This is a genomic window from Thalassospira sp. HF15 (genome assembly GCF_011806525.1).
Classification (GTDB): domain Bacteria; phylum Pseudomonadota; class Alphaproteobacteria; order Rhodospirillales; family Thalassospiraceae; genus Thalassospira.
Genome location: NZ_JAAVKI010000003.1, coordinates 355,507 through 379,006 on the forward strand (window position 1 = coordinate 355,507; position 23,500 = coordinate 379,006).

Consider the following 23,500-nt stretch of genomic DNA (forward strand, 5'->3'; position numbering starts at 1 on the left):
AGACTGCGGATCACGATGACCGATCAAAACGCCACTGACCAGAATAACGCAAACTCCCTTTGGGGCGGCCGCTTTGAAGCAGGCCCGTCAGCCATCATGGAAGAAATCAACGCTTCCATCGGCTTTGACAAGCGCCTCTACGCCCAGGACATCCAGGGCTCCAAGGCCCACTGCGCCATGCTGGTCAAGCAGAACATCATTCCTGCAGAAGATGGCGAAAAGATAACCAACGGTCTAGACCAGATTCTTCAAGAAATCGAGAGCGGCGAATTCAAATTCTCCGCTGCCCTTGAAGACATCCACATGAATGTCGAAAGCCGTCTGCGCGAACTGATCGGCCCGGCGGCCGGCCGCCTGCATACGGCACGCTCACGTAACGATCAGGTCGCGACCGACTTCAAACTCTGGGTCCGCGATGTTGCCCTGGGTGATCTCGAAGCCGGCCTCAAGGGCCTGCAGGAAGTCCTTATCGCACAGGCCGAAACCCATGCTGAAACCATCATGCCGGGCTTCACCCACCTTCAGGCAGCCCAGCCGGTCACCTTTGGTCATCATCTTCTGGCGTATGTCGAAATGTTTGGTCGTGATCGCGGGCGTGTTGCCGATTGCCGGGCACGTGTGAACGAAAACCCGCTGGGCTCAGCTGCCCTTGCCGGTACTCCGTACCCGATTGATCGTCACATGACGGCAAATTCACTTGGCTTTGATCGCCCGACGGCAAACTCGCTTGATGCGGTGTCGGATCGTGACTTTGCGCTTGAATACCTGAACGCTGCATCGATTGCCGCCATGCATCTGTCGCGTCTGGCTGAGGAAATGGTCATCTGGTGTTCTGCCCAGTTCCGCTTTATTGGCATGTCCGACAAATTCTCGACCGGCTCGTCGATCATGCCGCAGAAACGCAATCCCGATGCGGCTGAACTGATCCGCTCCAAGATCGGGCGAATTGTCGGCTGTTATAACGGCTTGATGCTGTCGATGAAGGGCCTGCCGCTGGCCTATTCCAAGGACATGCAGGAAGACAAGGAACCGGTCTTTGAGGCCCATGACCATCTTGGTCTGTGTGTCGCCGCCATGACCGGCATGATTGCCGACATGAAGGTCTTTGCCGATAATATGCGTGCGGCGGCCGGTGCGGGTTATACCACCGCAACCGACCTCGCCGACTGGCTTGTGGCCGAACTTGGCATGCCGTTCCGTGATGCCCACCACGTTGTCGGCGCGACCGTCAAGCTTGCGGAAACCAAGGGCTGTGATCTTGATCAGCTGTCACTTGAAGACCTGCAAGGCATCGAGCCCAAGATCACCAATGCGGTCTATGACGTGCTCACGGTCGAGGCATCTGTTGCCGCCCGCCAAAGCTTTGGTGGCACTGCCCCGGTCCGTGTGAAGGAATCCGTCGCGGCAGCAAAGGAAAGGTTTCTGAAATGACCAACAGCTTGCTCAAACGTGGCACCATCTTGACGCTTGCCATCATGCTGGGGCTTTCGGTTGCGGCCTGCGGCAAAAAAGGCCCGCTCGAACCGCCGACCGATGCCGGACAGGAATATCCAAGGGATTACCCGAGCCAATGAACCATTTTGAATATATCAACGGTGAACTGTACGCCGAAGGTGTGGCGATCCGGGAAATGGCTGACAAGGTCGGCACCCCGTTCTTTTGCTATTCGACCGCGACCCTTGAACGCCATTATCATGTCTATGCCGACGCCTTCGAGGGACTTGATGCCACCGTTTGCTTTGCGGTCAAGGCGAACTCCAATCAGGCGGTTTTGAAAACCCTTGCCAATCTTGGTGCGGGTGCGGACGTTGTATCGGTTGGTGAAATGCGCCGTGCGCTGCGTGCGGGCATGCCCCCGGCGAAAATCATATTCTCTGGCGTTGGCAAGGCCGATGCCGAAATACGCGAAGCCCTTGCCGCCGACATTGCCCAGATCAATGTCGAAAGCATCCCTGAACTGAACGAACTGAACCGTGTTGCAATCGATATGGGCAAAAAGGCGCGCATTGCGTTGCGCGTCAATCCTCATGTGGATGCCAAAACCCACGAAAAGATCGCGACTGGCAAGGCCGAAAACAAGTTCGGTATCGACTGGACCCGTGCGATTGAAGTTTACCGTGATGCGGCGGCCATGGATGGCATTGAAGTCACCGGCATCGCCATGCATATCGGTTCCCAGTTGACGGATCTGGCCCCCTTCCGCGAGGCCTTTACACGTCTGGCCGGTCTGGTCGAACAGCTGCGGTCCGAGGGCATCGATATTCGCAACCTCGATCTTGGGGGTGGTCTTGGCATTGCCTATCAGGGCGAAACACCGCCGCTTCCGGATGCCTATGGCCAGATGGTGCGTGAAACCGTTGGCCATCTTGGCTGCCATATCACGTTGGAGCCGGGCCGTTTGATTGCCGGTAATGCCGGGATCATGGTTTCGCGTGTCATGTATATCAAGGAAGGCGAGGCCAAGCGTTTTGTCATTCTTGATGCTGCGATGAACGACCTGATCCGCCCGACGCTCTATAGCGCCTATCACGAAATCATCCCGGTGGATGAACAGGGTGATGACGATAAACAGGTCAAGGTCGATGTGGTCGGCCCGGTTTGTGAAACCGGTGACACGTTTGGCAAGGACCGCGACCTTCCCGACGACCTCAAGGCAGGCGATCTGGTCGCCGTGATGTCAGCCGGGGCCTATGGTGCTGTGATGTCATCGACCTACAACACCCGTGCGCTGACACCTGAAGTACTGGTCAAGGGCAACAACTTCGCCATTGTGCGTCCACGTCAGGAAATTGACGACCTGATCAATATGGATCAGGTCCCTTCATGGCTCAGCAACGCATAACGCGGCGTTCCTGATCAGCTGTACTTTTGGGGCGGTTGGCATATGTCAGCCGCCCTTTTATTTTGTTCCAAACGTCCGAACTGCTTGACCCACCCTCGCAAAACCCCAAGCTGTAAAGAAGCGGGTTGTGCTAGAATACGCTTTATGTCGGCAAGCAGGGACCACCGAACCCATGTCGTTGATACCGCCCTATCCCAAGATGGAACGTCATGTGCGCAAGACGCGCATGGTGATGCTGTGGGAATCTGTCTGGCCCTGCCTGATCCCGCCCCTTTCCGTCGGATTGCTGGTTGTTGGTCTGACGCTTACCGGGGCGTTCGAAATTCTGCCGGCCACCGGTCATATTATTTTGCTGTCGGTCCTGTCGGTGGCAATGATGGTGTCGATCGTTGCCCCCTGGCGGCATTTCAAGAAGCCGACCCGGCGTGATGTTCTGCATCGGATCGAAATCGACAACCATCTTGATAACAACCCGCTGCAAAGCCTTGAAGACCACATCCCCGAAACCGATGACCCCCTGACCAGCCTTCTGTGGCAACGCCAGCTTGGCCTGCATGAAGCAGCCCTGGCAAAGCTTCGGCTGTCGCGCCCCCTGCCCGCGATTACCCGCATTGATCGCTTTGGTCTGACAGCCATTCCCGTGCTGCTGTTGTTTGTCGGGCTGATGACCGGGTCTGATCATGTCGCTGAACGCTTTTCCAAGGCCTTCAGCCCGCTTCAACGGCTGGGCGCAGCGGACTTCACCGCAACCCTTTGGGTGACCCCACCGGCCTATACCGGGCAAATTCCGCGCATCTTGCAGTTCAGTTCGCTATCTGACGATACCGGTAGCCGCACGGGCAACGCGACCGATACAGCATCCGGCGGAACCAGCGATGTCATGGCCGTTCAGGTCCCGGCAGGATCGACCCTTGATGGCAGCATCTCAAGCATCTGGGAACCGACCCTGACCACGCCCAATGGCAAGCAAGCCTTCACCGAAAGCAGTGAAAACAGCTATGTGCTCTCTACCGCCATTGATCAGCCGGGCCTTTGGCGGATCTCTGTCTGGGGCAATGATCGTCTGACGCTTGATATCGAACTGCTGGCCGATAATGTGCCAAACCTGTCCTTTGTCAGTCCGCCGACCGTCACCCGCCGCGATCATGTCCGTCTTGATTACGTTGCCAGCGATGATTACGGGCTGGCCAGCCTCGACCTTGTCATCACGCCGGCCGCCGAGGAAGGCACGCTCAAGCAATATGGCCCGATTGATCAGGTCGTCATTGATCTTAAGGGTGATGCAGGTGGCGCGGGTGCTGCGGGCGGTAATCTTGGCACGGGTGCGATGCCAACCCGCATTGACGGGCCACGCTTTGTTGATCTGGTGGCCCATCCATGGGCGGGTCTGCCGGTCAATATCCAGATGGTCTCACGCGATAATGCCGATCAGGCGGGTCAAAGTGATATCCGCTCCCTGGTGCTGCCTGAACGTGAATTCACCCATCCGGTGGCGCAAAAGCTGATCGCCATCCGGCGCGGCTTGCTGCGCTATCCCGACCGCGCTGTTGAAATGCATCAGGCTTTGCTTCCGGTGCTGTTTGCCCCGCAGGCCTTTAATGGTCATCTCGGTGTGTTCCTGACCCTGTCTGTCGCCGAAAACCGCCTGGCTGCCAACCTGCATAACCGTGACACCCATCAGGATGTCGCAGGCCTTTTGTGGCATGTCGCCGAGGAGATTGAACGTGGCAGCTACGGCATTGCCGAGCGTAACCTGATGGAGGCCGAGGAACGCCTGCTCGAAGCCTTGGCCAACCCCGATGTCACCGAACGTGAAATTGCCCGTCTGATTGAAGAATACCGTCAGGCCTTGAATGAATATCTCGCTGCCCTGATGCGCGAAAGCCCGGAGGCAACCGACGAACAACCAGCAACCAGCGCCACGCTTGAACAACAGGACCTGTCACGCATCATTGATCAGATTGATGCCCTGATGCGCGCCGGTGCCCGTGATCAGGCCCGCCAGTTGATCGACCGCCTGCGCGAACTGGTCGAAAACATGCAGGTCACCACCGGCGAAGGCGGCATGGACATCACATCAACCCTTCGCGAGATGCTTGATGGCATGCGCGATCTGTCGCGCCGCCAGCAGGACCTGATGAATGATGGCGACAATGCCTCCACCCAAAACGGCAATGGCCCGCGCGCAAGCCAGCAACAAGGCCTTGCTGATGATGCAGGCGAAATCCTCGATGATCCCGGTCTGGGTCAGTTTGGCGATGTCAGCGGCATGAATTCGGTGATTGATGCCATGCGTGGCGCTGCCGAGGCGCTTGAACACAACCGCTCCCACGAGGCCCTGCAATATCAGCGACAGGCCATGGACGCCCTGCAACAGGGCATTGGCGAGATCAGCCGCGCGCTGGAGGGCCTGAGCCAGATGGCGCCGATGCTTGAAGATCTTGACGGGTCGGGCCGTCGGGACCCGCTCGGCCGTCCGGTCGGTGGCAATGGCACCACCATCATCCCGGATGTAAACACCCTTGAGCGCGCCTGGCGCATCTTGCAGGAACTCCGCCGTCGCTCCGGCGATCCGGACCGTCCCGAGATCGAACAGGACTATATCGACCGCTTGCTCAAACGGTTCTGATCCCTCGCCTAAACACCAACACAAAAAAGGCAGCACGTCCTGTGCTGCCTTTTTCATTATCGGGTGAATTACCTGATGGCTTAAGGCTCGATCGCCTCGCGCGGGTCAAGGAAGGTCACCTGCAAACGCGTCGCCGTCGGGTTCGGACGGCGGATTTTGGTTTCGACCTGCATGCTTTCATTGACCGGAAGCATCTGTTCCTGCATCGGCATTTCCGCACCGGTCGAGACCAGCGATTCATCATAGATCAGCGGAACCTTCTTGCGCTGGACCACACGATCAAGCGGATCAAGCAGCTCGATCAGAAGGTATGGCAGGGCACGCGGCTCTTCGCTGATATTGACGATCTCGGCCCGGACCACCAGAACATCCACCCCGTCCTCTTCTTCACGGGTCGGCGGCAGTTCGCGGATATCAAGGCCTTCGCCAACATGCGGGACATCAAGCCCGACCATGTCATAGACCTTGGCAATCGGCGGCCACAGTTCGATGATCTGATCCTTGGCGAAATATCCGCCCGCACCAATCCCGCCCAGCAACAGCAGGAAGATGATCCAGCCAACGATGCCCTTTTTCTTTTTGGGCTCCGGCTTGGGATTGTTGCGAATCAGCTGCTGGGGAATCGGGGGCGGATCAGGAATCTTTTCGGCATCTTCAAAGCCCGGATCAACCGGTCCTCCGCCCATCTGATCTGCATTGAAATCAGCACCCAGCGATCCCTCTTCGTTGAACGGGGCCGGGATATCACTTTCCGGTGCCGGGGCCGGTGCGGCCTTCTTTGCGCCGGGCGGATCCTGATGCCAGCTATTGCCGCAGCTTTTACAGCGCACGGTTCGGCCTTTCGGGCCGATGGCTTCTGTTTTGACTGAGTATTTCTTGGAACACTCTGGGCAAGTAATGATCATTGCAAACCTGGCATATCGATGACGGCGGCCTCAAACATGGGGGAGGACAAGAAGCTGGTTGCGACTGACGTTCCCCCTGTACCGTCAGTGAAGACTTACACTATATGTAAATAGCCGCGATTTAACAGACTGTTAAGCACAGATAACAGAAGCTGCCCGGATTTGGGTATCAAACCATTGCCTGACCGGGCTGTTGGTCACCCTCAAAAATGCATGACAAACCGCTCTAAACGGTTATTTCATTTTCGATATTGTCATGGCAGCGGTACTTTCCAACCCTGTCAGATAATGACGAAACCCGTTATAAACTGCTATGCATCGACCGTCATTGCCCAGATGGAGCACAAATTTTGACCGACGTCGTCAGTTTCAGGAATGTCGGAGTCCGCTATGAATCCGGACCAGAAATCCTGCGCGACCTTAATTTTTCTTTGGGCCGCGGCAGTTTTCACTTCCTGACCGGTGCTTCGGGTGCGGGCAAATCAACGCTGATGCGGTTGTTATATCTGGCATTGCGACAGACGCGTGGTGAAATTTCGATCTTTGGTCGCGACAATATCCGCATCCCGCGTGAAGAACTGCCGGCGATTCGCCGCAAGATCGGCGTCGTGTTTCAGGACTTCCGCCTGATCAACCATCTGACCACCTTTGAAAACGTTGCCCTGCCGCTACGCGTCGCGGGTGTCGATGACCTGCAGATTCGCAAAAACGTTACCGAACTTCTCGAATGGGTTGGTCTGGGCGATCACGTCAACGCACCCCCTTCGCGGTTATCCGGCGGGCAGCAACAGCGCGTTGCCATCGCACGCGCGGTCATTGGCCGTCCGGCCCTGCTTCTGGCCGATGAGCCGACCGGGAACGTCGATGACCGAATCGCCATGCGGCTGCTTTATCTGTTTGAAGAGCTCAACAAGCTCGGCACCACCGTTCTGATTGCCACCCATAACCGTAATCTTGTCAGGCGGTTTGGCCATACCCAATGGCTGCTTGAAGGTGGTACCTTGCATGACGTCACCAGCAGCGGCTGAAAACTGGCCCTAACCATCAAGGCTCGTAACCAACCGATCAACAGGATCAACAGGACCAACACACGATCATGGCATTTCGCGCACCACCATCGCACCTTCCCCTTGAAAGCGATTCTTCCTCGCGCTTTTTGCCGAGCATCGTCGCCCTGATGGTTGCGCTTCTGACCTTCTCGATTGTCGGGCTTGCCGCCCTTCATGACAGTGTCGGTCAATGGTCAGGTCAGATCGAAGGCAGCCTGTCGATCCAGGTTCCCCCGACCGAGCTCGCCAACAGATCGCCAGCTGAACGCGAAGCCGCCCTGCAGGGAACCGTCGACAGCATCATCGAACAGGTCTCTACCATGCCCGGCATCGCCCGGATCGAGGAACTCAGTCCCGATACCATGGCAGCCCTGCTTGAACCTTGGCTTGGCCCGGACGAAGTCATCAGCGAACTCCCGATCCCGCGTATCATCGAAGTCACACCTGAAACCGGTTTCAACTTTGATGCGGTTGAACGGCGTTTGGGCGTCATTGCGCCCGAAGCCGTTCTTGATGATCACCGCATCTGGATCGAACGCATTGCCGATGTTGCCTTTTCAGTCGAACTTGCACTGGCACTTTTGATCATTGTGCTGTTTGGCGCAACCATGCTGTCCGTCGTCTTTGCCACCCGCTCGGGGCTTTCGATCCATCATCGCATCATTGAACTGCTGCATCTGATCGGCGCACAAGATGGCTATATCGCCCGTCAGTTCGGCCGCCACAATCAACGCTTGGCCTTCTTTGGTGCGCTGATCGGTCTGTTGATTGCGCTGCCGGTTTCGGCCCTGATCGGCTGGCTTGGCATGCGGGCCGGTTGGCCGGTGCCGTCACTCGTCCTCAGCCCGACCTTTATCGGCCTGATCGTCGCCATTCCCTTCATCGTTGCGATGGTCGCGGGCATTACCGCGACCAGAACCGTGCTACGAGTCCTACACCGGATGTTGTAACCGCTTGGCGGTCTTCGTATAGTCGGTTGTCACCACTTCCCTTTTGGGATCATGGCCTTGGCCCTCTTTGTCCCGTTGAGGAGATCCGAATTCATGCCAGATCGCCGCTATTCAGGCACGCATACATGAACAAGCCCCCACTGAGTGTGCAGCATCGCCGCCGCTTTCGGCGGTTTCGTTTTTTGCTTTCGACCCTCATCGTCTGCGGGCTGATCTGGGCAGCGGGCTTTGTCTGGTATGTCGATTACATTCCCAAAACCGTCGATAACCCGACCGAAAAAACCGACGCCATCGTCGTTCTGACCGGCGGCAGCGAACGCCTGTCCGAAGGGCGTCGTCTTCTGGTGGATGGTCTTGCCGACAAGCTGTTTATTTCCGGGGTCTATCGCGGCGTCGAAGTCGATGAACTGTTATCCGTTGGCAAATCCGACCCGCGCCTGATTTCCTGCTGCGTCGTTTTGGGCCATGTTGCGGAAAACACCCGCGGCAATGCGATTGAAACTGCCGTCTGGATGTATGAGGAAGGCTATCAAAGCCTGCGCATCGTCACGGCCAACTACCACATGCCAAGATCGCTTCTCGAATTCAAAAGCCTGATGCCCGATGTTGAAATCATCGCCCACCCGGTTTTCCCCGATAACGTCAAGATCGACAATTGGTGGCGCTTCCCGGGCAGCACAGCTCTGATTGCCAGCGAATATAACAAGTATGTTTTTGCCAGCCTGCGCAACACCCTTTTGAACTGGTTGCCAAACGGCGACCGCAAGGCACTGCGCAGCCCCGGCGGCACATCCGGCGACGCGCCCGACCCTGATGATTATTCGGCATCAAACGTTTCGGCCAAGGATGGTTGAACAATCGGCATTTTCTGATCGTCATATTGCTGTTACAAAACAGCGGATATTTAGGGTCATGAGCCTTCGCCCATAAAGGATTTTGTCTGAATGATAGCTCTGCGCGCGTTGCTCTTTAACGTGTTGTTTTTCGGCGGCACTGCAGTTCTTTGCATTGTGCTGACGCCATTGATGGTGTGTGGTCGCAAGGCCAACCAGTTTGTCGGGCATGCCTGGTGTCGGCTGATTCAATTCATGCTGCGCTATTCGGTTGGCATGCGCAAACGCTTCACCGGCTTGGAAAATCTGCCCGAAGGTCCGTGTATCATTGTCGCCAAGCACCAATCTGCATGGGAAACCCTGACCTTCCACACGGTGGTTCCCGATCCGGCCTATATCCTGAAAAAGGAACTGACCCGCATTCCATTGGTCGGACAATTTCTGATTCTGTCCGGTCAGATCGCCGTTGATCGCTCAGCCGGCAGTGCTGCACTCAAAGACATGATCAAGGGGGCGTCCAAGGCGCTTGAGGAAAATCGTCAGGTGATCATTTTCCCCGAAGGCACACGCACGCCGCCGGGCTCCAATCGTCCGTATCATCCGGGGATCTTCGCGCTGTATAAAGCCTTTCCCGAAACCAAGGTCATTCCGGTCGCGCTCAATTCCGGCATGTTCTGGGGCCGTGACAGCTTCATGAAGTATGGCGGTCGCGTCACCATGGAATTCATGCCCGCCATGGAACCGGGCCTTGATCGCAAGACCTTCATGAAGGAAATCAAGACCCGCATCGATACCCGCACCCGCGAGCTCGAAGCGGAGGCACAGGCAGAATTCAACCTGCCGATGCTCACCTCTGATGACATTGATGCGAAACAGGAAAAAGAGGACGCGCAGATCGGTGCCATGGCCAAAGAGCCCGGCAAAGACCCGAGCACAGATAAGGTTTCCTGACCGGTCTAGCGACAGAAATACAAAGGCCCGCAACACCATATGGTTTGCGGGCCTTTTATTTGGGTTTGGAGCTTAAGGCTTTGTAACGCGAACGCGCTCGGTCTTTTTACGGGTGACAAGCCAGATGCCCGATACGATCAGGACGATCCCCGCCAGATGATAAAGATGCAATGCCTCGCCCAGAAAGGCGATGGCAAGGCCGCTTGAACAGACCGGGATCAGATACATGAACACCCCGGCCTTGGCCGGACCGACCATCGACACACCCTTGTTCCAGAACATGTAGCCCAGAAACGCCGGCCCCGCCCCGATATAGAAAATCTTGATCATATCCGGCCAGACCGGATCAAGCGTTGTGAAGAACGGCTTTCCATTCACAACCAGCGCCCAGACATAAAGCGGCGTCAGGAAACACAAGCCGATCAGGGCAGAAACAAACACCAGGCTCAGCGGATGCACGCCTTTTGGCGCGCGTTTCAAAAACATCGAATAGGCCGCCCAGACCATGGCAGACATCATCGCCAGCACATCGCCCAGAACGAAATCCATTCTGGCAAAAACCGATGGATCGCCCTTGGCAATAATCGTCGCGGTTCCCGTGCCCGCAATCAGCACCCCGGCCCATTGACCAAGTCGCGGCTTGTCGGCTGTCAAAAGGGCAGCAAACAACAACACCCAGATCGGGGTCGTGGCATTCAAAAGCCCGGTATTGACCGCTGTCGTGTTATAGGCCGCCAGATAAATCACCACCGAGAACAGGAACACGCCGGTAAAGCCGATCAGAAACATCGACAGCTTGTGTTCGGACATGATCGCGAGGTCACGGCGCAAATATTTGAAGCAGAAAGGCAGCAACAAACAGATCGCAACAATCCAGCGCCAGAAAGACAGGGCTTCAAACGGCACCGTTTCATTGATGCCGCGCGCAACAACGTGGTTTGACCCCCACATCAGCGTGCAGCAAACCAGCATCAGATAGGCCACCGTCAGCGGCGTTTGCGAACCGGACTGGCTGCCGGAAACGGTCGATGCGTTTGACTGGCTCATCAGATACCCGCCCCCATATTGATTTCGCCATATTCGCGGCGCACCAGATCCATCAGGTCATGCAGGGGCGGATCAATGATGCCCATTTCATCAAGGTGGCTCACCGTGTTTTCCAGATATTCAAGGTTGGGGCCGACATTACCGTGGGCGGCAACAATGATTTCGACTGCTGTGCGCACCGGCAGGTTCCCGGCATATTGCTCATGGGTCGGATCGGCGACATAGGTATGTGCAATCACCTTGCGGCCGTCATGAAGCTCGACCTCGACATCGGCCGGAATATAGGTGTTGGTCACAAGTTCGCGCTCATCAAGATAGGCTTTCACCTTTGACCAGTTTTCCGGCGCAATGCGAAACGCGTTACCGACGCATTCGCCGCCCTTGTTCAGGCCAAGAACCAGACCGGGGTTTTCCGGCGTGCCGCGATAATGATGGGAATAGATACAAAACGAGCGATGATAGCCGGGCAGCAACGCACGTGCGCACTCGGCAAACTCAAAGCCCGGCCGCCATAACAGCGACCCATATCCAAAAACCCATTTTTCGCGGGCGTTGGTCACGCATTCCTCCAGTAACTTGTTTTCCGGTTTCGTAAATTTACGCGAAACTACCGCTTCATGATCACCAATGCCACCCCAAGGGCGGCGATTGCAAATCCGGCAAAGCCAAGCACGCCAAGTTGCTCGTCAAACAACACCCAGGCAAAGAACGCAGCTGTTGGCGGCACCAGATAGAACATGCTGGCGACCCGTGTGGCTTCGCCCTGTTTGATCAGAACCATCAACAGCATGATCGCCCCGATCGAAAGCACCAGCACCAGCCAGGCCATCGCCAGAATGAAATCCATGCTCCATTCGACATGCAATGGCTCCTTGAACAGGGCAACGATGCCAACAAAGATACCGGCGGCAACATATTGAACGACCGTGCCGCTCATTAGTTCCATGCCGGTGCAAAAACGCTTCTGATAAAGTGTGCCCGCCGTCATGCCAAACAGGGCGGCAACCGCCAAACCGATGCCAAACGGCGTAATGCCAACGCCATCCCCGATCTTGGGCAGCAGAACAAGCGCCACCCCGATCAGGCCAAGGATCAATCCGCCCCACTGGCGCATCGAAACCCGCTCGCCAAGCAGGGACCCCACGACAGACGCCGTAACAACCGGCTGCAAACCGACAATCAGGGCGGCAAGCCCGGCAGGCAGTCCGGTATCAATCGCCCAGAACACCCCGCCAAGATACACCCCATGCACCAGCACGCCCGTCGTGCCGATATGGGCCGCCTCACGCCAGGTCTTTGGCCATTTCGCCCCCATTAGGAAGATCACCGGGATCATCAGGATCAGGACAATGACAAATCGGACAAACAGGAAAACGAACGGATCCGCATAGGGCAGACCAAACTTGGCCCCGACAAAGCCGGTGCTCCAAAGGAACACAAACACGAACGGCATAACCCTGGCAAATGCTGGGTGGTTGGTGGCAGACATTTCATTCCCCTTGGACCGAACGGTGCAACATGTGGGGCTGTTGTCCGTCGGATTAGCCCGCAAACGCGGGCATCACGGTATTATTCGTTTGGCTTTTTCTTGCTTTTTTCATCGCTCTGACGGTTTTCGCCCTCGGCCGAGAAATTGGCAAAATACTGTCCGGCGTCGACAATGCCGCGACGAATTTCACGCGTGCGCGAAAACAGCTCAAACAGCTTCTCGCCCTCGCCCCAGCGAATGGCACGTTGCAACGCCATCAGGTCTTCCTGAAAACGGCCCAACACATCCAGAACAGCTTCGCGGTTATTCAGGAACACATCCCGCCACATGGTCGGATCGGATGCGGCAATACGCGTGAAATCACGAAAACCGGTTGCGGAAAACTTGATCACTTCCTGGCGCAGGGCATCTTCAAGATCGGTTGCCGTACCAACAATCGTGTAGGCGATCAGGTGCGGCAGATGTGACGTGATGCCAAGGATACGATCATGATGATCGGCATCCATGCATTCGACGAACATGCCGCAGGCTTCCCAAAGCGCCTTGACCTTGGCCACAGCATCCTCATTTTCGCCCGGGACCGGGGTCAGGATGCACCAGCGTTCCTCAAACAGTTCAGGGAAACCGGAATCCGGTCCCGAATGTTCGGTACCCGCCAACGGATGGCCGGGCACGAAATGCACGCCTTCGTCCAGATGCGGCGCAATGTCGCGTATGACCGATTGTTTGACCGAACCGACATCCGAAACAATCGCACCCTTTTTAAGGACACCGGTCAGTTGCGCACCAATCGCTTCGTTGGCCCCGACCGGTGCACAGACCATCACCAGATCCGCATCACCAACCGCCTGCTTGATGTCGCAATAGGCCTCATCGGCAATACCAAGTTCAAGAACCCGGTCACGGGTCGCCTCAGAGCGAACCGCACAGGTAATCTTGTTGGCAAGGCCGTCGCGCTTGATGCGACGTGCCATGGACGAGCCAATCAGGCCCATGCCGATAAAAGCGACAGTTTCAAACAGCGGTTGGGATGCAGTTTTGGTCATTTTATGGGTTCACAAAGTCTTTGATGGTCTGCAGGCAGATTTCCATTTCTTCCTTCGTACCGATAGAAATACGAAGCATCTGCGGCAGGCCATAGGCACCGATTTTGCGCGGGATCACGCCACGGGCCATCATGAAATCATTGGCGGCATCGGCGTTCTTGCCCTCTTCCTCGGGGAATTCGACCAGAACGAAGTTGCCATAGCTCGGATGTGCCTTGATACCCGAAATCGCATTGATCTCGTCACGGAACCACGAAAGCGTTTCCGCATTGTGGCGCACGCATTCATTGACGAAATCATCATCATCAAGGGCAGCAGCACCGGCTTCCTGGGTCGGCAGTGGCACATTGAACGGGTTGCGCAGGCGGTGCAGCACATCGGCAATCGCTGGCGGCGCATAGCACCAGCCCAGACGAATACCCCCAAGACCATAGATCTTGGAAAATGTGCGGGTCATTACCGTGTTGTTGCCCGCTTTCACAAGCTCTTCACCGGCCGAATAATCTTCCTGACCCGTCATGAATTCGGCGTAGGCCGCATCAACCACCAGAACGATGTCGTCACGCAGACCATCACGCAGGCGCTTCATTTCCGCGTCCGTAATATAGGTGCCCGTCGGGTTGTTCGGGTTGGCAACAAAAACGATCTTGGTTTTGTCAGTTACCGCCGCCAGAAGTGCATCAACATCGGTCGTCATGTTGGTTTCTTTGGCGGTCACCGGGGTCGCACCAACGCCCATGGTCGCAATCGGATACATCAGGAACCCGTGTTCCGAATACAGCACCTCATCGCCCGGACCGGCATAGGCGCGGATCAAAAGGGTCAGGATCTCGTCGGATCCGTTGCCGCAAATCAGCTGATCAAACTCCAGACCGTATTTTTCAGCCAGCTTGTGACGCAGAACATCGCAACCGCCATCCGGATAACGATGCAAACGGGTCGCAGAGTTACGAAGGGCTTCCATGGCCTTGGGGCTCGGGCCAAGTGCGCCTTCGTTCGAAGACAGCTTGATCACGCGCTGAGCACTGTCAGCACTGGATTTTCCGCCTTTGTACGGCGCAATATCAAGAATTCCGGGGCGTGGGGTGGGCGCAGACATCAGGTAGTTCTCCCAAGGGAAATGGCGGCCAATGGTGGCCTACCAGGCATATTAACTCAGTGCGTCTTCGGCAAGCGGCACGGCATAGGCGCCAACCACCCGCAAACTTTCGGGGCGAAGACCTCGCGCGGCCAGCGTCGCCTCAAACGCGTTGGTGCGATTACAAAAGAATCCCGGCACATCAACAAGCACAAAACGCCGATCTGTCGCCACGTCGTCAGAAAAGCCAAGGATTACCGATCCGTCGATGCCATCCGCAATTTTTTTGCGCGCCGTGTCCATCGAAATCTCTTTCGACAGGCTGACCACGAAAAGGGTCCGGTCATCACCACTGTCTTCAAGATCAATCGCGGCCAGAACAAAACCTTCGGTCGTCTCGCCGCGTCCGACAGGGCGTCCCCCGAATGGCAGCTTTGACACAACGCGCACCGGGCTTTGTTCTGTCAGATAAACCCACCATGGCTGGGCCTCGCCCAATTGTGGCTTGGGAAACACACCAACCGCCGCACGACCGTCTTCAAGTGCGTTAAACGCTTCGCGCGGGGTATCAAATTCAATGATCTCGTTCAGGCAGCCGAAATTCAGACGTGCCAGTTCCCAGCAATCAAGACCTTCGGCATTCCGGCAAAGCGCAATCGTGTATGGCGCTTCAAGGCGCGTTCCGGCCGCGATCATTTCGCGCCAGATCTGAATCAACGCTGTTTTCGGAAAGGCCCCTTCGTGGCGAGCCACCAGGGTCCGCATGATGCGGGCTTCACGGGCCGGGCGATAGGGCACCTTGACCTTGCCACCAGCTGCGATCACGCGGTCCTTGTAGGCCCCGACAGCCTGCACAACTTTTGTCCGGCGAATGATCAGCGATTGCAGCGCCTGATCGATCTCGTCGATCTCGCTGCGCAGCTCATCCAGGCCAAGATTTGCCAAATTTTTATCGTCAGACGCCATAATCTACTCTTCTTTTGAACGGCGCACAGTATTAGGACAGGGCCGCAGAAATGCAAAGAAAAGATTGACTAAACCCCGGTCTGCTTCATAGCTAGAGCAAGCGACTTTTCGCCAGATTTGGCTGCCGCCCCGTCGCGCAGCGCCAGTTTGGCTGAAAATCCATCACATAACAGGGATACCGACCTAATATGTCCACCGCGACCAACACACAAAAGCGCCCTCCGCTTCCGGGTCACCATATGGTGCTTGGCGAAACGGAAAAGCTGCGCCTTGATAGCGGTGTGGAATTCGGCCCCTTCACCCTGGCCTATCAGACCTATGGCGAACTTAATGCCGACAAATCAAACGCGATTCTGGTCTGTCATGCCCTGACAGGTGATCAGTATGTTGCCGATGACGTGCACCCGATCACCGGCAAGGAAGGCTGGTGGTCGGAGATTGTCGGTCCCGCCAAGATCATTGATACCGACAAATATTTCGTCATCTGCAGCAACGTGATTGGCGGCTGCCTTGGCAGTACCGGGCCCAAGGAAATCAATCCTGAAACCGGCAAGCCATGGGGTCTTGATTTTCCGGTTATCACCATTGCCGATATGGTGCGTGCCCAGACCATGCTGATTGATGCGCTTGGCATCGACATGCTGTTTGCCGTCATTGGCGGTTCCATGGGCGGCATGCAGGTTCTTGAATGGTGCAAAAGCTATCCGGAGCGCGTTTATGCCGCTGCCCCGATTGCGACCTCGTTCCGCCATTCGGCGCAAAACATCGCCTTCCACGAAGTCGGGCGTCAGGCCGTTATGGCCGATCCGGACTGGTGCGGGGGCAATTACCTGCTGGAAGGCAAGAAACCGTCGCGTGGCTTGGCTGTCGCGCGCATGACCGCGCACATCACTTATCTGTCGCAGCCAGCATTGCATCGCAAATTCGGGCGCAAGCTGCAAAACCGTGGCGCGATCACCTATAGCTTCGATAATGATTTTCAGATCGAAAGCTATCTGCGCCATCAGGGCAAAAGCTTCGTCGACCGGTTCGATGCCAACAGCTATCTCTATATCACGCGTGCGATGGATTATTTCGATCTGTCGCTTGAATATGACGGGCGGCTGGCAGAGGCGTTTCAGGGCTGCAAAACCCGGTTCTGTGTCGTGTCGTTTTCCAGTGACTGGTGCTTTACCACGGCGGAAAGCCGGATCGTTGCGCATGCGCTTAACGCCGCATCGTGCAATGTCAGCTGTGTCGAAATTGAAAGTGACAAGGGCCATGACGCGTTCCTGCTTGATGAACCCGATTTCCACATGGTTCTGAGCGGCTTTATCGAAGGTGCCGCCGAAGGCCGGGGGCTGAAATAATCATGGATGAAACAATTTCGAACAGCACGGCCATTCCAGCGCACAGCGACCGTATCCGTGTCGACTTGCAGCTGATTGCCGACATGATCGAACCGGGTACGCGCGTGCTTGATATCGGCTGTGGCGACGGTGAACTTCTGGGCTATCTGACCCGCACCAAAAAGGTTGATGGCCGCGGGCTTGAGCTGTCCAACGAAGGGGTGCGCAATTGTGTCGCGCAAGGTCTTCCGGTGATGCAGGGCGATGCGGATCGTGATCTGGCGGATTATCCCGATGGCGCATTTGACTACGCCATTCTCAGCCAGACATTGCAGGCGACCCAGCGGCCGAAGGAAGTCTTGTCCGAACTGCTGCGCATCGGCAAACAGGCGATTGTGTCCTTCCCGAATTTCGGCCATTGGCGCGCGCGGTTTGATTTGATGTTCCGGGGTCGTATGCCGCAGAACCCCAACCTTCCGATCATGTGGTACGAGACGCCAAACATCCATTTCTGCACGGTTCTGGACTTTGTTGCCCTGTGCAAAGAGATGGATTTGACGATTGAACGGTCGATGGTTCTCAATGAAAGCGGATCGAAGCTCAGCCTGGGCAGCCAGACCCGATTTTCCAACTTTTTGGGCAATCAGGCACTTTTCATGCTGAGCAAATAATAAAGTCGATTATTCATTTTTATCGAATAGTCAGCCCTGCCCGATCACAAACCGATCCCTTCCCCGTCTGAAATCTGATGCCCAATCGGGCAAAATCATCAGACGGGGCCGATATGAACTTTTCAATCCTCATACAATTTGTTCGCCGCAGTTTTCTGATCGGCACGATCACCCTGCTTGCGGCGTGCAGCCAGAAGGCCGAGACGCTTAAACTTTCAGTCACACAGTTTGGCAGCGCGACCGAACAGGCGTTCGACAAATATGACGACGCCTATAGCACGCAGTTCGCCCCCTTCCCGAAATCCGACAGCGCAAAGCGCAGCACCTTCGTTGCCAATATCGAGGATTTCACAGGCACGGTCACGCCGGCCAATATCGACACATTGCTTGATCCCGATGCGGTCAAGATCGACCCCGGCGTGCAGCGCCAATGGCAGGACGCGCTAAAGGGCCTGCGCAGCCAGTATCAGCAATTTGTCGCGATCTTTGACAATATCGAAGCCGGATCCGCCCTGGGTGCATCAGCGGTGACCAAATCCGGACTGATATTGGAAAAACTGCGCAAACAGCTTGCCACCATCAGCGATGATTTTGCCCGCACCCCGCCTCAATTCCTGACCCGGCGCAGCACCCTGATTGCCGAGCTAAACCAGATTCGCAGCAAGGAACACAACAATCCGGAAGCCGAAAGCCTTCTGGTGCAGGCCTGGTGGCAGAAATGGCAGAACCTGATTACGGCGGAAAGTGCGATGCAGACAGAAACCCTGCGCGCGTTTGTCACCGCCTCCGCGCTTGGCAGCAAGCTGCAAGGCCAGATCGACAATTATGCCAAGCTTGATATGGCATCCCTGATCGCGGCGGTCGAAGACGGCATCAAGCTTTCCAGCCAGATCGGCAAACTCAGCCCGGCGGAACTCGTGACACAGGGCACCGGCCTGCTTGAAACAGCCACCAACTAGAAAAGAAGAAAGGGAATATTGCCATGAGCCAGACACTCGGTGCCCTGATTGCGGATGCGCAGGAGGCCTACGCCGCGGCAGCTGTGACCTATCAAGGGGCAAGCATTGACCAGAAGGTCAAATCCAAACCTGCCCTTGATAAAGCCGCAACGCAACTTGCAGCGCTTCAGCTCAAACAGCTTGATGAGGCCAAAGAGGTCGACGCACAGGATGAAGCGGCCATGACGCTCCTGCGCGAGCAGGTCAATAACGCCGCCACCCTGCAAACAGGGTTGATGACACTGGTGTCAGTCCTGACGAAGTTTATCTGAGGGGCGCCCAAGGGCCCAAACCAAGTGGTCATTTCCAACGGTCGGCATCGGCATCATCGGATGCCTTTGCCGTGACCCACTTATCCCCACCATCCGGGGTTTCTTCGCGTTTCCAGAACGGTGCGCGGGTTTTGAGGAAATCCATGATGAAGTCGCAGGCCTCAAACGCGGCACGGCGATGGGCCGAAAGCACAATCACCAGAACAATCCGTTCGCCGGGCAACATCCGGCCAAAACGATGCACGATGCGGATATCATCAAGCGGCCAGCGACTGGCGGCCTCCTCGGCGATCTTTTCGAGTTCGCGTTCGGTCATGCCCGGATAATGATCAAGGGTCAGCGCCGAGACGTTTTCCCCGCCGTGAATATCGCGCACCAGCCCAACAAAACTGACCGCCGCACCGATATCGGTGCGGCCGTCTGTCAGGGCTGCAAGTTCTGCGCCCGGATCAAAATCATCTTGCTGAACAGAAACGCGTGACATGGCCGCCGTCCCGTAATGCGCGAATTAATCGAGGTGTTTCAGGCCGGTCCGCATATAGATATAGCCGGTCTGGACCGTGACGATCCCGGCAATCCACAGCAGGATATCACCAATCAGGATCGAGGGGATCAACTCAGGCGATGCATCGCCCACCAGAAGGAACCCGATGGCCAAAATCTGGGCCGTGGTTTTCCATTTGGCAAGCACCGTCACCGGCAACGGCACCTTGAGTTCGGCCAGATGTTCGCGCAGGCCCGACACCATGATTTCACGGCACATGATGATCACGGCGGGCAACACCGAAAGCCCGGCAATCCGTTCAAAGGCCACCATCATCATCAGGGCGGCGGCCACCAGAAGCTTGTCGGCAATCGGATCAAGGAACCGACCGAGTGGGGAGACGACATTCATGCTGCGCGCCAGATAGCCGTCAAAGAAATCGGTCACACCGGCAAAGGCGAACAGGGCAAAGCCAATCCAGTTGCCAACAGGGCCATCAATGTAAAACGATGCGACCAGTGCCGGGATCACGATAATGCGCGACATGGTCAGCAGATTGGGAATCTGGTTCTTCATAAACGGAGCCTGTTTGACGGATTTTATGGAGATGGCGTCAGGGTTGTCGTCATGGCATGGGGCAGATAATCGCCCAAAACCGCGCAATTATTAATGGCTTCAAGAGCATACCACAAGGGCTGCTTAAGATTTTGCTGCAACCTGTTCAGAACAAGCAACCTGAATCGGCATAATACTAGAAAAGGAAACTCGATATCTTCGCTAGAACATTAGAAATCTCGTGAGGCAGACCACCAGAGTTCGAAACTCCATAAGCCGTTCCCGCCGCAATAGCGGCAGCTTTGGAAAAGTCCGTAATTCGGTCGCGCATCCATAGCACACAGTTCAAACCAAATTCGGCGACGATCCTTCGTGCTTGGTCCAGCTTGTTTCTATCAATATTCTTCTTCTGAACCTCTTCTTGAATTGATCGAACCGCCTCAATCACTTCGGCGTTTTCAGAGCACTCCAAACGCATATCTTCGGGAGGATTGTTGTGACCAAAATTTGGAGAGGTTTGGTTCAAGTCAGATAAGAGTAAGATTCGACTCTTTAAGTTTTCCAGCTCCTCTACCAGCCCAGAAGCTGTATGTTTTCCGGCATGTGGGTTCTGCTGATTGTCTTGCAGTAGCTGAATGAACTCGCGAGAATTATCCAGAATGTTTTCTATTTTCTCGCGTACATTTTTTCCAACTGCTGGAGCAGGAGAATAACCCTGTAAAACCGGCAAACCTCGCTCACTTAAAATGTGAGAAATGTTTCTTAACCGATAACGAATTGAAGCACCGTTTCTATCCACTAGATGGCCTTTTCCAGCCATACCCTCTACTTGACGGGAAGACAAAGTAATCCCAGACCGCTCGAGTTTAAGTAGGTATAAATAAGCTTCGACCGCAGCTTCCAATTCATTGTTAGTCCAAGACTGATGCCTTGCATTTGTTTGCGACATCCACCATTCCCCAATTGCCGAACGAGCTAAGATATTAAAAAATATCGTAAACCGACCAACGCTCTATAAAGAAGAAAATTTGCTTCCCTGTTCTTACTTTCCTTCGTGGAAATGGTCGTAGATCTTGCGGGCAAGGGCGGCACTGATGCCATCGACCGCCTCAAGATCCGACAATCCGGCGTCTGCGACCCCGCGGGCGGAGCCGAAATGATGCAGCAGTGCCTTTTTTCGTGCGCCACCGACACCGGGCACCGAATCCAGAACGCTTTTGCCGATCTGCTTGCCCCGTTTGGCGCGGTGGGTGCCAATCGCCCAACGGTGGGCCTCGTCACGCAGGCGCTGGATGAAATAAAGCACCGGGTCCTTCATATCGAGCCGTACCGGGGCCTTGCCGGGGATGTGCAGCACTTCCTTGCCAGCATTGCGATCGACACCCTTGGCAACACCGACAAGCATGACGTCTTCGATGCCCAAATCTTCCAGCACAGAGCGCGCCACACCAAGCTGGCCCAGACCACCATCAATCAGGCACAGGTCGGGCCAGGTGCCGTTTTCGCGGTCCGGGTCTTCTTTTTGCGCGCGGGCAAAGCGGCGGGTTAAGACTTCGCGCATCATGGCAAAGTCATCACCGGGCGCAATATCGCCCTTGATGTTGAATTTGCGATAGGCGTTTTTCATGAAGCCTTCGGGTCCTGCGACAATCATGCCGCCGACCATGTTGGTGCCCTGCGTGTGGGAGTTATCGTAAACCTCGATCCGTTCCGGCGTGCTTTCAAGATCAAGCTTGTCGGCCAGATCTTCGAGCAATTTGCGTTGGGTGGCACTTTCGGCCAAGCGGCGACCCAAGGCATCCTTGGCATTGGTCAGGGCATGTTCGACCAGCTTGCGCTTGCCACCACGTTTGGGCACCAGCAATTCGATCTTGCGGTCATTGTTCACGCCAAGGGCAGTTTGAACCAATTCCTGGCCTTCGATTTCGTGCGACAGGAAGATTTGTTTGGGGGCCGGTTTGTCGGCATAGAACTGCCCGACAAAGGCCGAGAGGATTTCCGGGACTTCGGCCGACTGTTCATGGCGCGGGAAGTAGGACCGGTTGCCATAGTTCGAGCCAGAGCGGAAGAAGAAGACCTGCACACAGCTTTGCCCGCCTTCCTGATGCAGGGCGATGACATCGGCCTCTTCGACGCCTTCGAGATTGATGTCCTGATGCGAGCGGATCTGGCTGAGCGCGCGAATACGGTCGCGATACATCGCAGCCTGTTCGAACTCCATCTTTTCGGACGCGTCCATCATGTCGGCTTCGAGCTGCTTGAGGATTTTCTGACTGCGCCCGGTCAGGAAGTCGCGGCAGATATCGACCAGCTCTTCATATTCGGGCTTGGAGATACGATCCACACACGGGCCGGCACAGCGTTTGATTTGATAGAGCAAACAGGGCCGCGAACGGTTGGAAAACACACCATCGGTGCAAGAGCGCAGCAAAAAGGCGCGTTGCAGATGGTTGATCGTGTTGTTGACCGCCCAGGCCGAGGCAAACGGGCCAAAGCAACTGCCATCCTTGGCGCGCGCACCGCGATGTTTGACGATGCGCGGATAGTCGTGATCCTCGGTGATCAGGATATAGGGGAAGCTTTTGTCATCGCGCAGCAGGATGTTGTAGCGCGGTTTCAGCTTTTTGATCAGGTTGGATTCAAGAAGAAGGGCTTCGGCCTCGGTATGGGTGGTGATGATTTCCATCTTCACCGTCTGGGCCACCATACGGGCAATGCGGATCGGCAATTGCATGATGCGGGTATAGGACACCACGCGCTTTTTCAGGTTCTTGGCCTTGCCGACATAAAGCACACGGTCCTTGTCATCGATCATGCGATAGACGCCCGGCGATCCCGGCATGGTTTTCAGCGCATTTTTGATCGCCTCGACCCCACGCGCCGCCCCGCCGTCGATTTTGTCACCATCCAGAGACAAACCGATTTCCCGCTTCGGGGTGTCATCCCCGGTCGGGTTGTCGGGGGAAACAGGTGGCTTCATCAAGGCACTCCGTGACTAGAGTCTATTGCGGCTATCTTGAACCGTTTTGCCGAGGCCATTCCTCTGTCCAGCGAGGAAAGGATTGCAGAGCGTAGCGGTGCTACGGTCCAGATCCTTAACGCTGCGGGGCAGAGGAATGGTCCGGCCCTAAGGGTTTGTGTTTGGCGATGTTTCGTGTCGTTACACCGCTTGAACGATGCACCACATCGTCCTTCGCGCTGTGCCTAACCAAACTATTCGCCAAACACAAACAAAAGCGATGCAAGATAACCGCAATAGACTCTAAAAATACATTCAAAGTTGTGACGGTCGTCACTTGCAAACGCGCATTGAAACATAGCGGAAAAGATTAACATCGCAACCGCGCCAAGGGGAATCGCGATGCCAAAAAAGATGTCCACCAAGACTGTGGATAACTATGTGGGTA

22 protein-coding genes and 1 pseudogene are annotated in these 23,500 nt (G+C 55.9%); 12 read left to right on the forward strand and 11 right to left on the reverse strand.

Features of this window, described 5'->3' with window-relative positions; translation table 11 throughout:
- The first annotated feature begins 15 nt into the window (after positions 1 to 15).
- From argH to HED22_RS08230, 4 genes are all read left to right on the forward strand, one after another.
- A complete protein-coding gene (argH, locus tag HED22_RS08215; protein ID WP_167721010.1) occupies positions 16 to 1,431 on the forward strand; it encodes an argininosuccinate lyase in 1,416 nt (471 codons plus the stop codon).
- A complete protein-coding gene (locus HED22_RS08220) occupies positions 1,428 to 1,574 on the forward strand; it encodes a lipoprotein (protein ID WP_167721012.1) in 147 nt (48 codons plus the stop codon). Before argH ends, HED22_RS08220 begins: the two co-directional genes overlap by 4 nt.
- Entirely contained in the window at positions 1,571 to 2,842 is a 1,272-nt protein-coding gene (gene lysA / locus HED22_RS08225; protein ID WP_167721014.1) for a diaminopimelate decarboxylase, read from the forward strand. The genes HED22_RS08220 and lysA overlap by 4 nt, the downstream gene beginning before the upstream one ends.
- 172 nt (positions 2,843 to 3,014) lie before the next feature.
- Positions 3,015 to 5,471, forward strand: a complete 2,457-nt coding sequence (locus tag HED22_RS08230) for a DUF4175 domain-containing protein (protein WP_167721016.1) — start codon at positions 3,015 to 3,017, stop codon at positions 5,469 to 5,471.
- An 80-nt stretch (positions 5,472 to 5,551) separates the two neighbouring features.
- Here HED22_RS08230 and HED22_RS08235 read toward each other — a convergent pair whose 3' ends face one another.
- Positions 5,552 to 6,376 (reverse strand): DUF3426 domain-containing protein, encoded by an 825-nt coding sequence (locus HED22_RS08235; RefSeq protein ID WP_167721017.1) that lies wholly within the window; start codon positions 6,374 to 6,376, stop codon positions 5,552 to 5,554.
- A 350-nt stretch (positions 6,377 to 6,726) separates the two neighbouring features.
- Between HED22_RS08235 and ftsE the strand changes: the two genes are divergently transcribed.
- From ftsE to HED22_RS08255, 4 genes are all read left to right on the forward strand, one after another.
- Positions 6,727 to 7,404 (forward strand): cell division ATP-binding protein FtsE, encoded by a 678-nt coding sequence (gene ftsE, locus HED22_RS08240; RefSeq protein WP_167721019.1) that lies wholly within the window; start codon positions 6,727 to 6,729, stop codon positions 7,402 to 7,404.
- 68 nt (positions 7,405 to 7,472) lie between these two features.
- Positions 7,473 to 8,375 carry an ABC transporter permease gene (locus HED22_RS08245; protein WP_167721021.1) on the forward strand — a complete coding sequence of 301 codons (903 nt, stop codon included), beginning with the start codon at positions 7,473 to 7,475 and terminating at the stop codon, positions 8,373 to 8,375.
- 125 nt (positions 8,376 to 8,500) lie between these two features.
- The gene (locus HED22_RS08250; RefSeq protein ID WP_167721024.1) at positions 8,501 to 9,229 is read left to right on the forward strand and encodes a YdcF family protein; all 729 of its coding nucleotides are present in this window, start codon (positions 8,501 to 8,503) and stop codon (positions 9,227 to 9,229) included.
- A gap of 90 nt (positions 9,230 to 9,319) precedes the next feature.
- Positions 9,320 to 10,159 carry a 1-acyl-sn-glycerol-3-phosphate acyltransferase gene (locus HED22_RS08255; protein WP_167721026.1) on the forward strand — a complete coding sequence of 280 codons (840 nt, stop codon included), beginning with the start codon at positions 9,320 to 9,322 and terminating at the stop codon, positions 10,157 to 10,159.
- A gap of 72 nt (positions 10,160 to 10,231) precedes the next feature.
- Here HED22_RS08255 and HED22_RS08260 read toward each other — a convergent pair whose 3' ends face one another.
- The 6 genes from HED22_RS08260 to HED22_RS08285 all read right to left on the reverse strand — a co-directional run bounded on the left by HED22_RS08260 (position 10,232) and on the right by HED22_RS08285 (position 15,764).
- Entirely contained in the window at positions 10,232 to 11,206 is a 975-nt protein-coding gene (locus HED22_RS08260; protein ID WP_167721028.1) for a DMT family transporter, read from the reverse strand.
- Positions 11,206 to 11,766 carry a gamma-glutamylcyclotransferase gene (locus HED22_RS08265; protein WP_167721030.1) on the reverse strand — a complete coding sequence of 187 codons (561 nt, stop codon included), beginning with the start codon at positions 11,764 to 11,766 and terminating at the stop codon, positions 11,206 to 11,208. The genes HED22_RS08260 and HED22_RS08265 overlap by 1 nt, the downstream gene beginning before the upstream one ends.
- Positions 11,767 to 11,813: 47 nt before the next feature.
- Positions 11,814 to 12,695 carry a DMT family transporter gene (locus HED22_RS08270; protein WP_167721032.1) on the reverse strand — a complete coding sequence of 294 codons (882 nt, stop codon included), beginning with the start codon at positions 12,693 to 12,695 and terminating at the stop codon, positions 11,814 to 11,816.
- Positions 12,696 to 12,775: 80 nt separating this feature from the next.
- Positions 12,776 to 13,741, reverse strand: a complete 966-nt coding sequence (locus HED22_RS08275; protein ID WP_167721034.1) for a prephenate/arogenate dehydrogenase family protein — start codon at positions 13,739 to 13,741, stop codon at positions 12,776 to 12,778.
- 1 nt (position 13,742) lies between these two features.
- On the reverse strand, positions 13,743 to 14,840 hold the full coding sequence (gene hisC / locus HED22_RS08280) for a histidinol-phosphate transaminase (RefSeq protein ID WP_167721036.1): 1,098 nt from the start codon (positions 14,838 to 14,840) through the stop codon (positions 13,743 to 13,745).
- Positions 14,841 to 14,891: 51 nt separating this feature from the next.
- Entirely contained in the window at positions 14,892 to 15,764 is an 873-nt protein-coding gene (locus HED22_RS08285) for a chorismate mutase (RefSeq protein WP_254869846.1), read from the reverse strand.
- 260 nt (positions 15,765 to 16,024) lie between these two features.
- Between HED22_RS08285 and HED22_RS08290 the strand changes: the two genes are divergently transcribed.
- The 4 genes from HED22_RS08290 to HED22_RS08305 all read left to right on the forward strand — a co-directional run bounded on the left by HED22_RS08290 (position 16,025) and on the right by HED22_RS08305 (position 19,054).
- Positions 16,025 to 17,134 (forward strand): homoserine O-acetyltransferase, encoded by a 1,110-nt coding sequence (locus HED22_RS08290; protein WP_368484490.1) that lies wholly within the window; start codon positions 16,025 to 16,027, stop codon positions 17,132 to 17,134.
- Positions 17,135 to 17,136: 2 nt separating this feature from the next.
- Positions 17,137 to 17,784 carry a methionine biosynthesis protein MetW gene (metW, locus tag HED22_RS08295; protein WP_167721042.1) on the forward strand — a complete coding sequence of 216 codons (648 nt, stop codon included), beginning with the start codon at positions 17,137 to 17,139 and terminating at the stop codon, positions 17,782 to 17,784.
- Between the two features lie 113 nt (positions 17,785 to 17,897).
- On the forward strand, positions 17,898 to 18,743 hold the full coding sequence (locus HED22_RS08300) for a hypothetical protein (protein WP_254869847.1): 846 nt from the start codon (positions 17,898 to 17,900) through the stop codon (positions 18,741 to 18,743).
- 23 nt (positions 18,744 to 18,766) lie between these two features.
- Positions 18,767 to 19,054 carry a hypothetical protein gene (locus HED22_RS08305; RefSeq protein WP_167721046.1) on the forward strand — a complete coding sequence of 96 codons (288 nt, stop codon included), beginning with the start codon at positions 18,767 to 18,769 and terminating at the stop codon, positions 19,052 to 19,054.
- A gap of 28 nt (positions 19,055 to 19,082) precedes the next feature.
- Here the strand turns inward: HED22_RS08305 and moaE are convergent, their stop codons facing one another.
- From moaE to uvrC, 4 genes and pseudogenes are all read right to left on the reverse strand, one after another.
- Positions 19,083 to 19,538 carry a molybdopterin synthase catalytic subunit MoaE gene (gene moaE / locus HED22_RS08310; protein ID WP_167721049.1) on the reverse strand — a complete coding sequence of 152 codons (456 nt, stop codon included), beginning with the start codon at positions 19,536 to 19,538 and terminating at the stop codon, positions 19,083 to 19,085.
- A 24-nt stretch (positions 19,539 to 19,562) separates the two neighbouring features.
- A complete protein-coding gene (pgsA, locus tag HED22_RS08315) occupies positions 19,563 to 20,114 on the reverse strand; it encodes a CDP-diacylglycerol--glycerol-3-phosphate 3-phosphatidyltransferase (protein WP_167721051.1) in 552 nt (183 codons plus the stop codon).
- 175 nt (positions 20,115 to 20,289) lie between these two features.
- The gene (locus tag HED22_RS08320) at positions 20,290 to 21,042 is read right to left on the reverse strand and encodes a hypothetical protein (protein ID WP_167721053.1); all 753 of its coding nucleotides are present in this window, start codon (positions 21,040 to 21,042) and stop codon (positions 20,290 to 20,292) included.
- Between the two features lie 93 nt (positions 21,043 to 21,135).
- A pseudogene (gene uvrC / locus HED22_RS08325) lies at positions 21,136 to 22,971 on the reverse strand (excinuclease ABC subunit UvrC); the annotation flags it as partial.
- Positions 22,972 to 23,500: the final 529 nt, after the last annotated feature.

What these genes read in the sequence shown, in the direction of transcription:
- argH (WP_167721010.1), top strand. Translation starts at nt 16, where the DNA reads ATGACCGATCAAAACGCCACTGACCAGAATAACGCAAACTCCCTTTGG.
- HED22_RS08220 (WP_167721012.1), top strand. Translation starts at nt 1,428, where the DNA reads ATGACCAACAGCTTGCTCAAACGTGGCACCATCTTGACGCTTGCCATC.
- lysA (WP_167721014.1), top strand. Translation starts at nt 1,571, where the DNA reads ATGAACCATTTTGAATATATCAACGGTGAACTGTACGCCGAAGGTGTG.
- HED22_RS08230 (WP_167721016.1), top strand. Translation starts at nt 3,015, where the DNA reads ATGTCGTTGATACCGCCCTATCCCAAGATGGAACGTCATGTGCGCAAG.
- HED22_RS08235 (WP_167721017.1), bottom strand. Translation starts at nt 6,376, where the DNA reads ATGATCATTACTTGCCCAGAGTGTTCCAAGAAATACTCAGTCAAAACA.
- HED22_RS08245 (WP_167721021.1), top strand. Translation starts at nt 7,473, where the DNA reads ATGGCATTTCGCGCACCACCATCGCACCTTCCCCTTGAAAGCGATTCT.
- HED22_RS08250 (WP_167721024.1), top strand. Translation starts at nt 8,501, where the DNA reads ATGAACAAGCCCCCACTGAGTGTGCAGCATCGCCGCCGCTTTCGGCGG.
- HED22_RS08255 (WP_167721026.1), top strand. Translation starts at nt 9,320, where the DNA reads ATGATAGCTCTGCGCGCGTTGCTCTTTAACGTGTTGTTTTTCGGCGGC.
- HED22_RS08260 (WP_167721028.1), bottom strand. Translation starts at nt 11,206, where the DNA reads ATGAGCCAGTCAAACGCATCGACCGTTTCCGGCAGCCAGTCCGGTTCG.
- HED22_RS08270 (WP_167721032.1), bottom strand. Translation starts at nt 12,695, where the DNA reads ATGTCTGCCACCAACCACCCAGCATTTGCCAGGGTTATGCCGTTCGTG.
- HED22_RS08275 (WP_167721034.1), bottom strand. Translation starts at nt 13,741, where the DNA reads ATGACCAAAACTGCATCCCAACCGCTGTTTGAAACTGTCGCTTTTATC.
- hisC (WP_167721036.1), bottom strand. Translation starts at nt 14,840, where the DNA reads ATGTCTGCGCCCACCCCACGCCCCGGAATTCTTGATATTGCGCCGTAC.
- HED22_RS08290 (WP_368484490.1), top strand. Translation starts at nt 16,025, where the DNA reads ATGGTGCTTGGCGAAACGGAAAAGCTGCGCCTTGATAGCGGTGTGGAA.
- metW (WP_167721042.1), top strand. Translation starts at nt 17,137, where the DNA reads ATGGATGAAACAATTTCGAACAGCACGGCCATTCCAGCGCACAGCGAC.
- HED22_RS08300 (WP_254869847.1), top strand. Translation starts at nt 17,898, where the DNA reads ATGAACTTTTCAATCCTCATACAATTTGTTCGCCGCAGTTTTCTGATC.
- HED22_RS08305 (WP_167721046.1), top strand. Translation starts at nt 18,767, where the DNA reads ATGAGCCAGACACTCGGTGCCCTGATTGCGGATGCGCAGGAGGCCTAC.
- moaE (WP_167721049.1), bottom strand. Translation starts at nt 19,538, where the DNA reads ATGTCACGCGTTTCTGTTCAGCAAGATGATTTTGATCCGGGCGCAGAA.
- pgsA (WP_167721051.1), bottom strand. Translation starts at nt 20,114, where the DNA reads ATGAAGAACCAGATTCCCAATCTGCTGACCATGTCGCGCATTATCGTG.
- HED22_RS08320 (WP_167721053.1), bottom strand. Translation starts at nt 21,042, where the DNA reads ATGTCGCAAACAAATGCAAGGCATCAGTCTTGGACTAACAATGAATTG.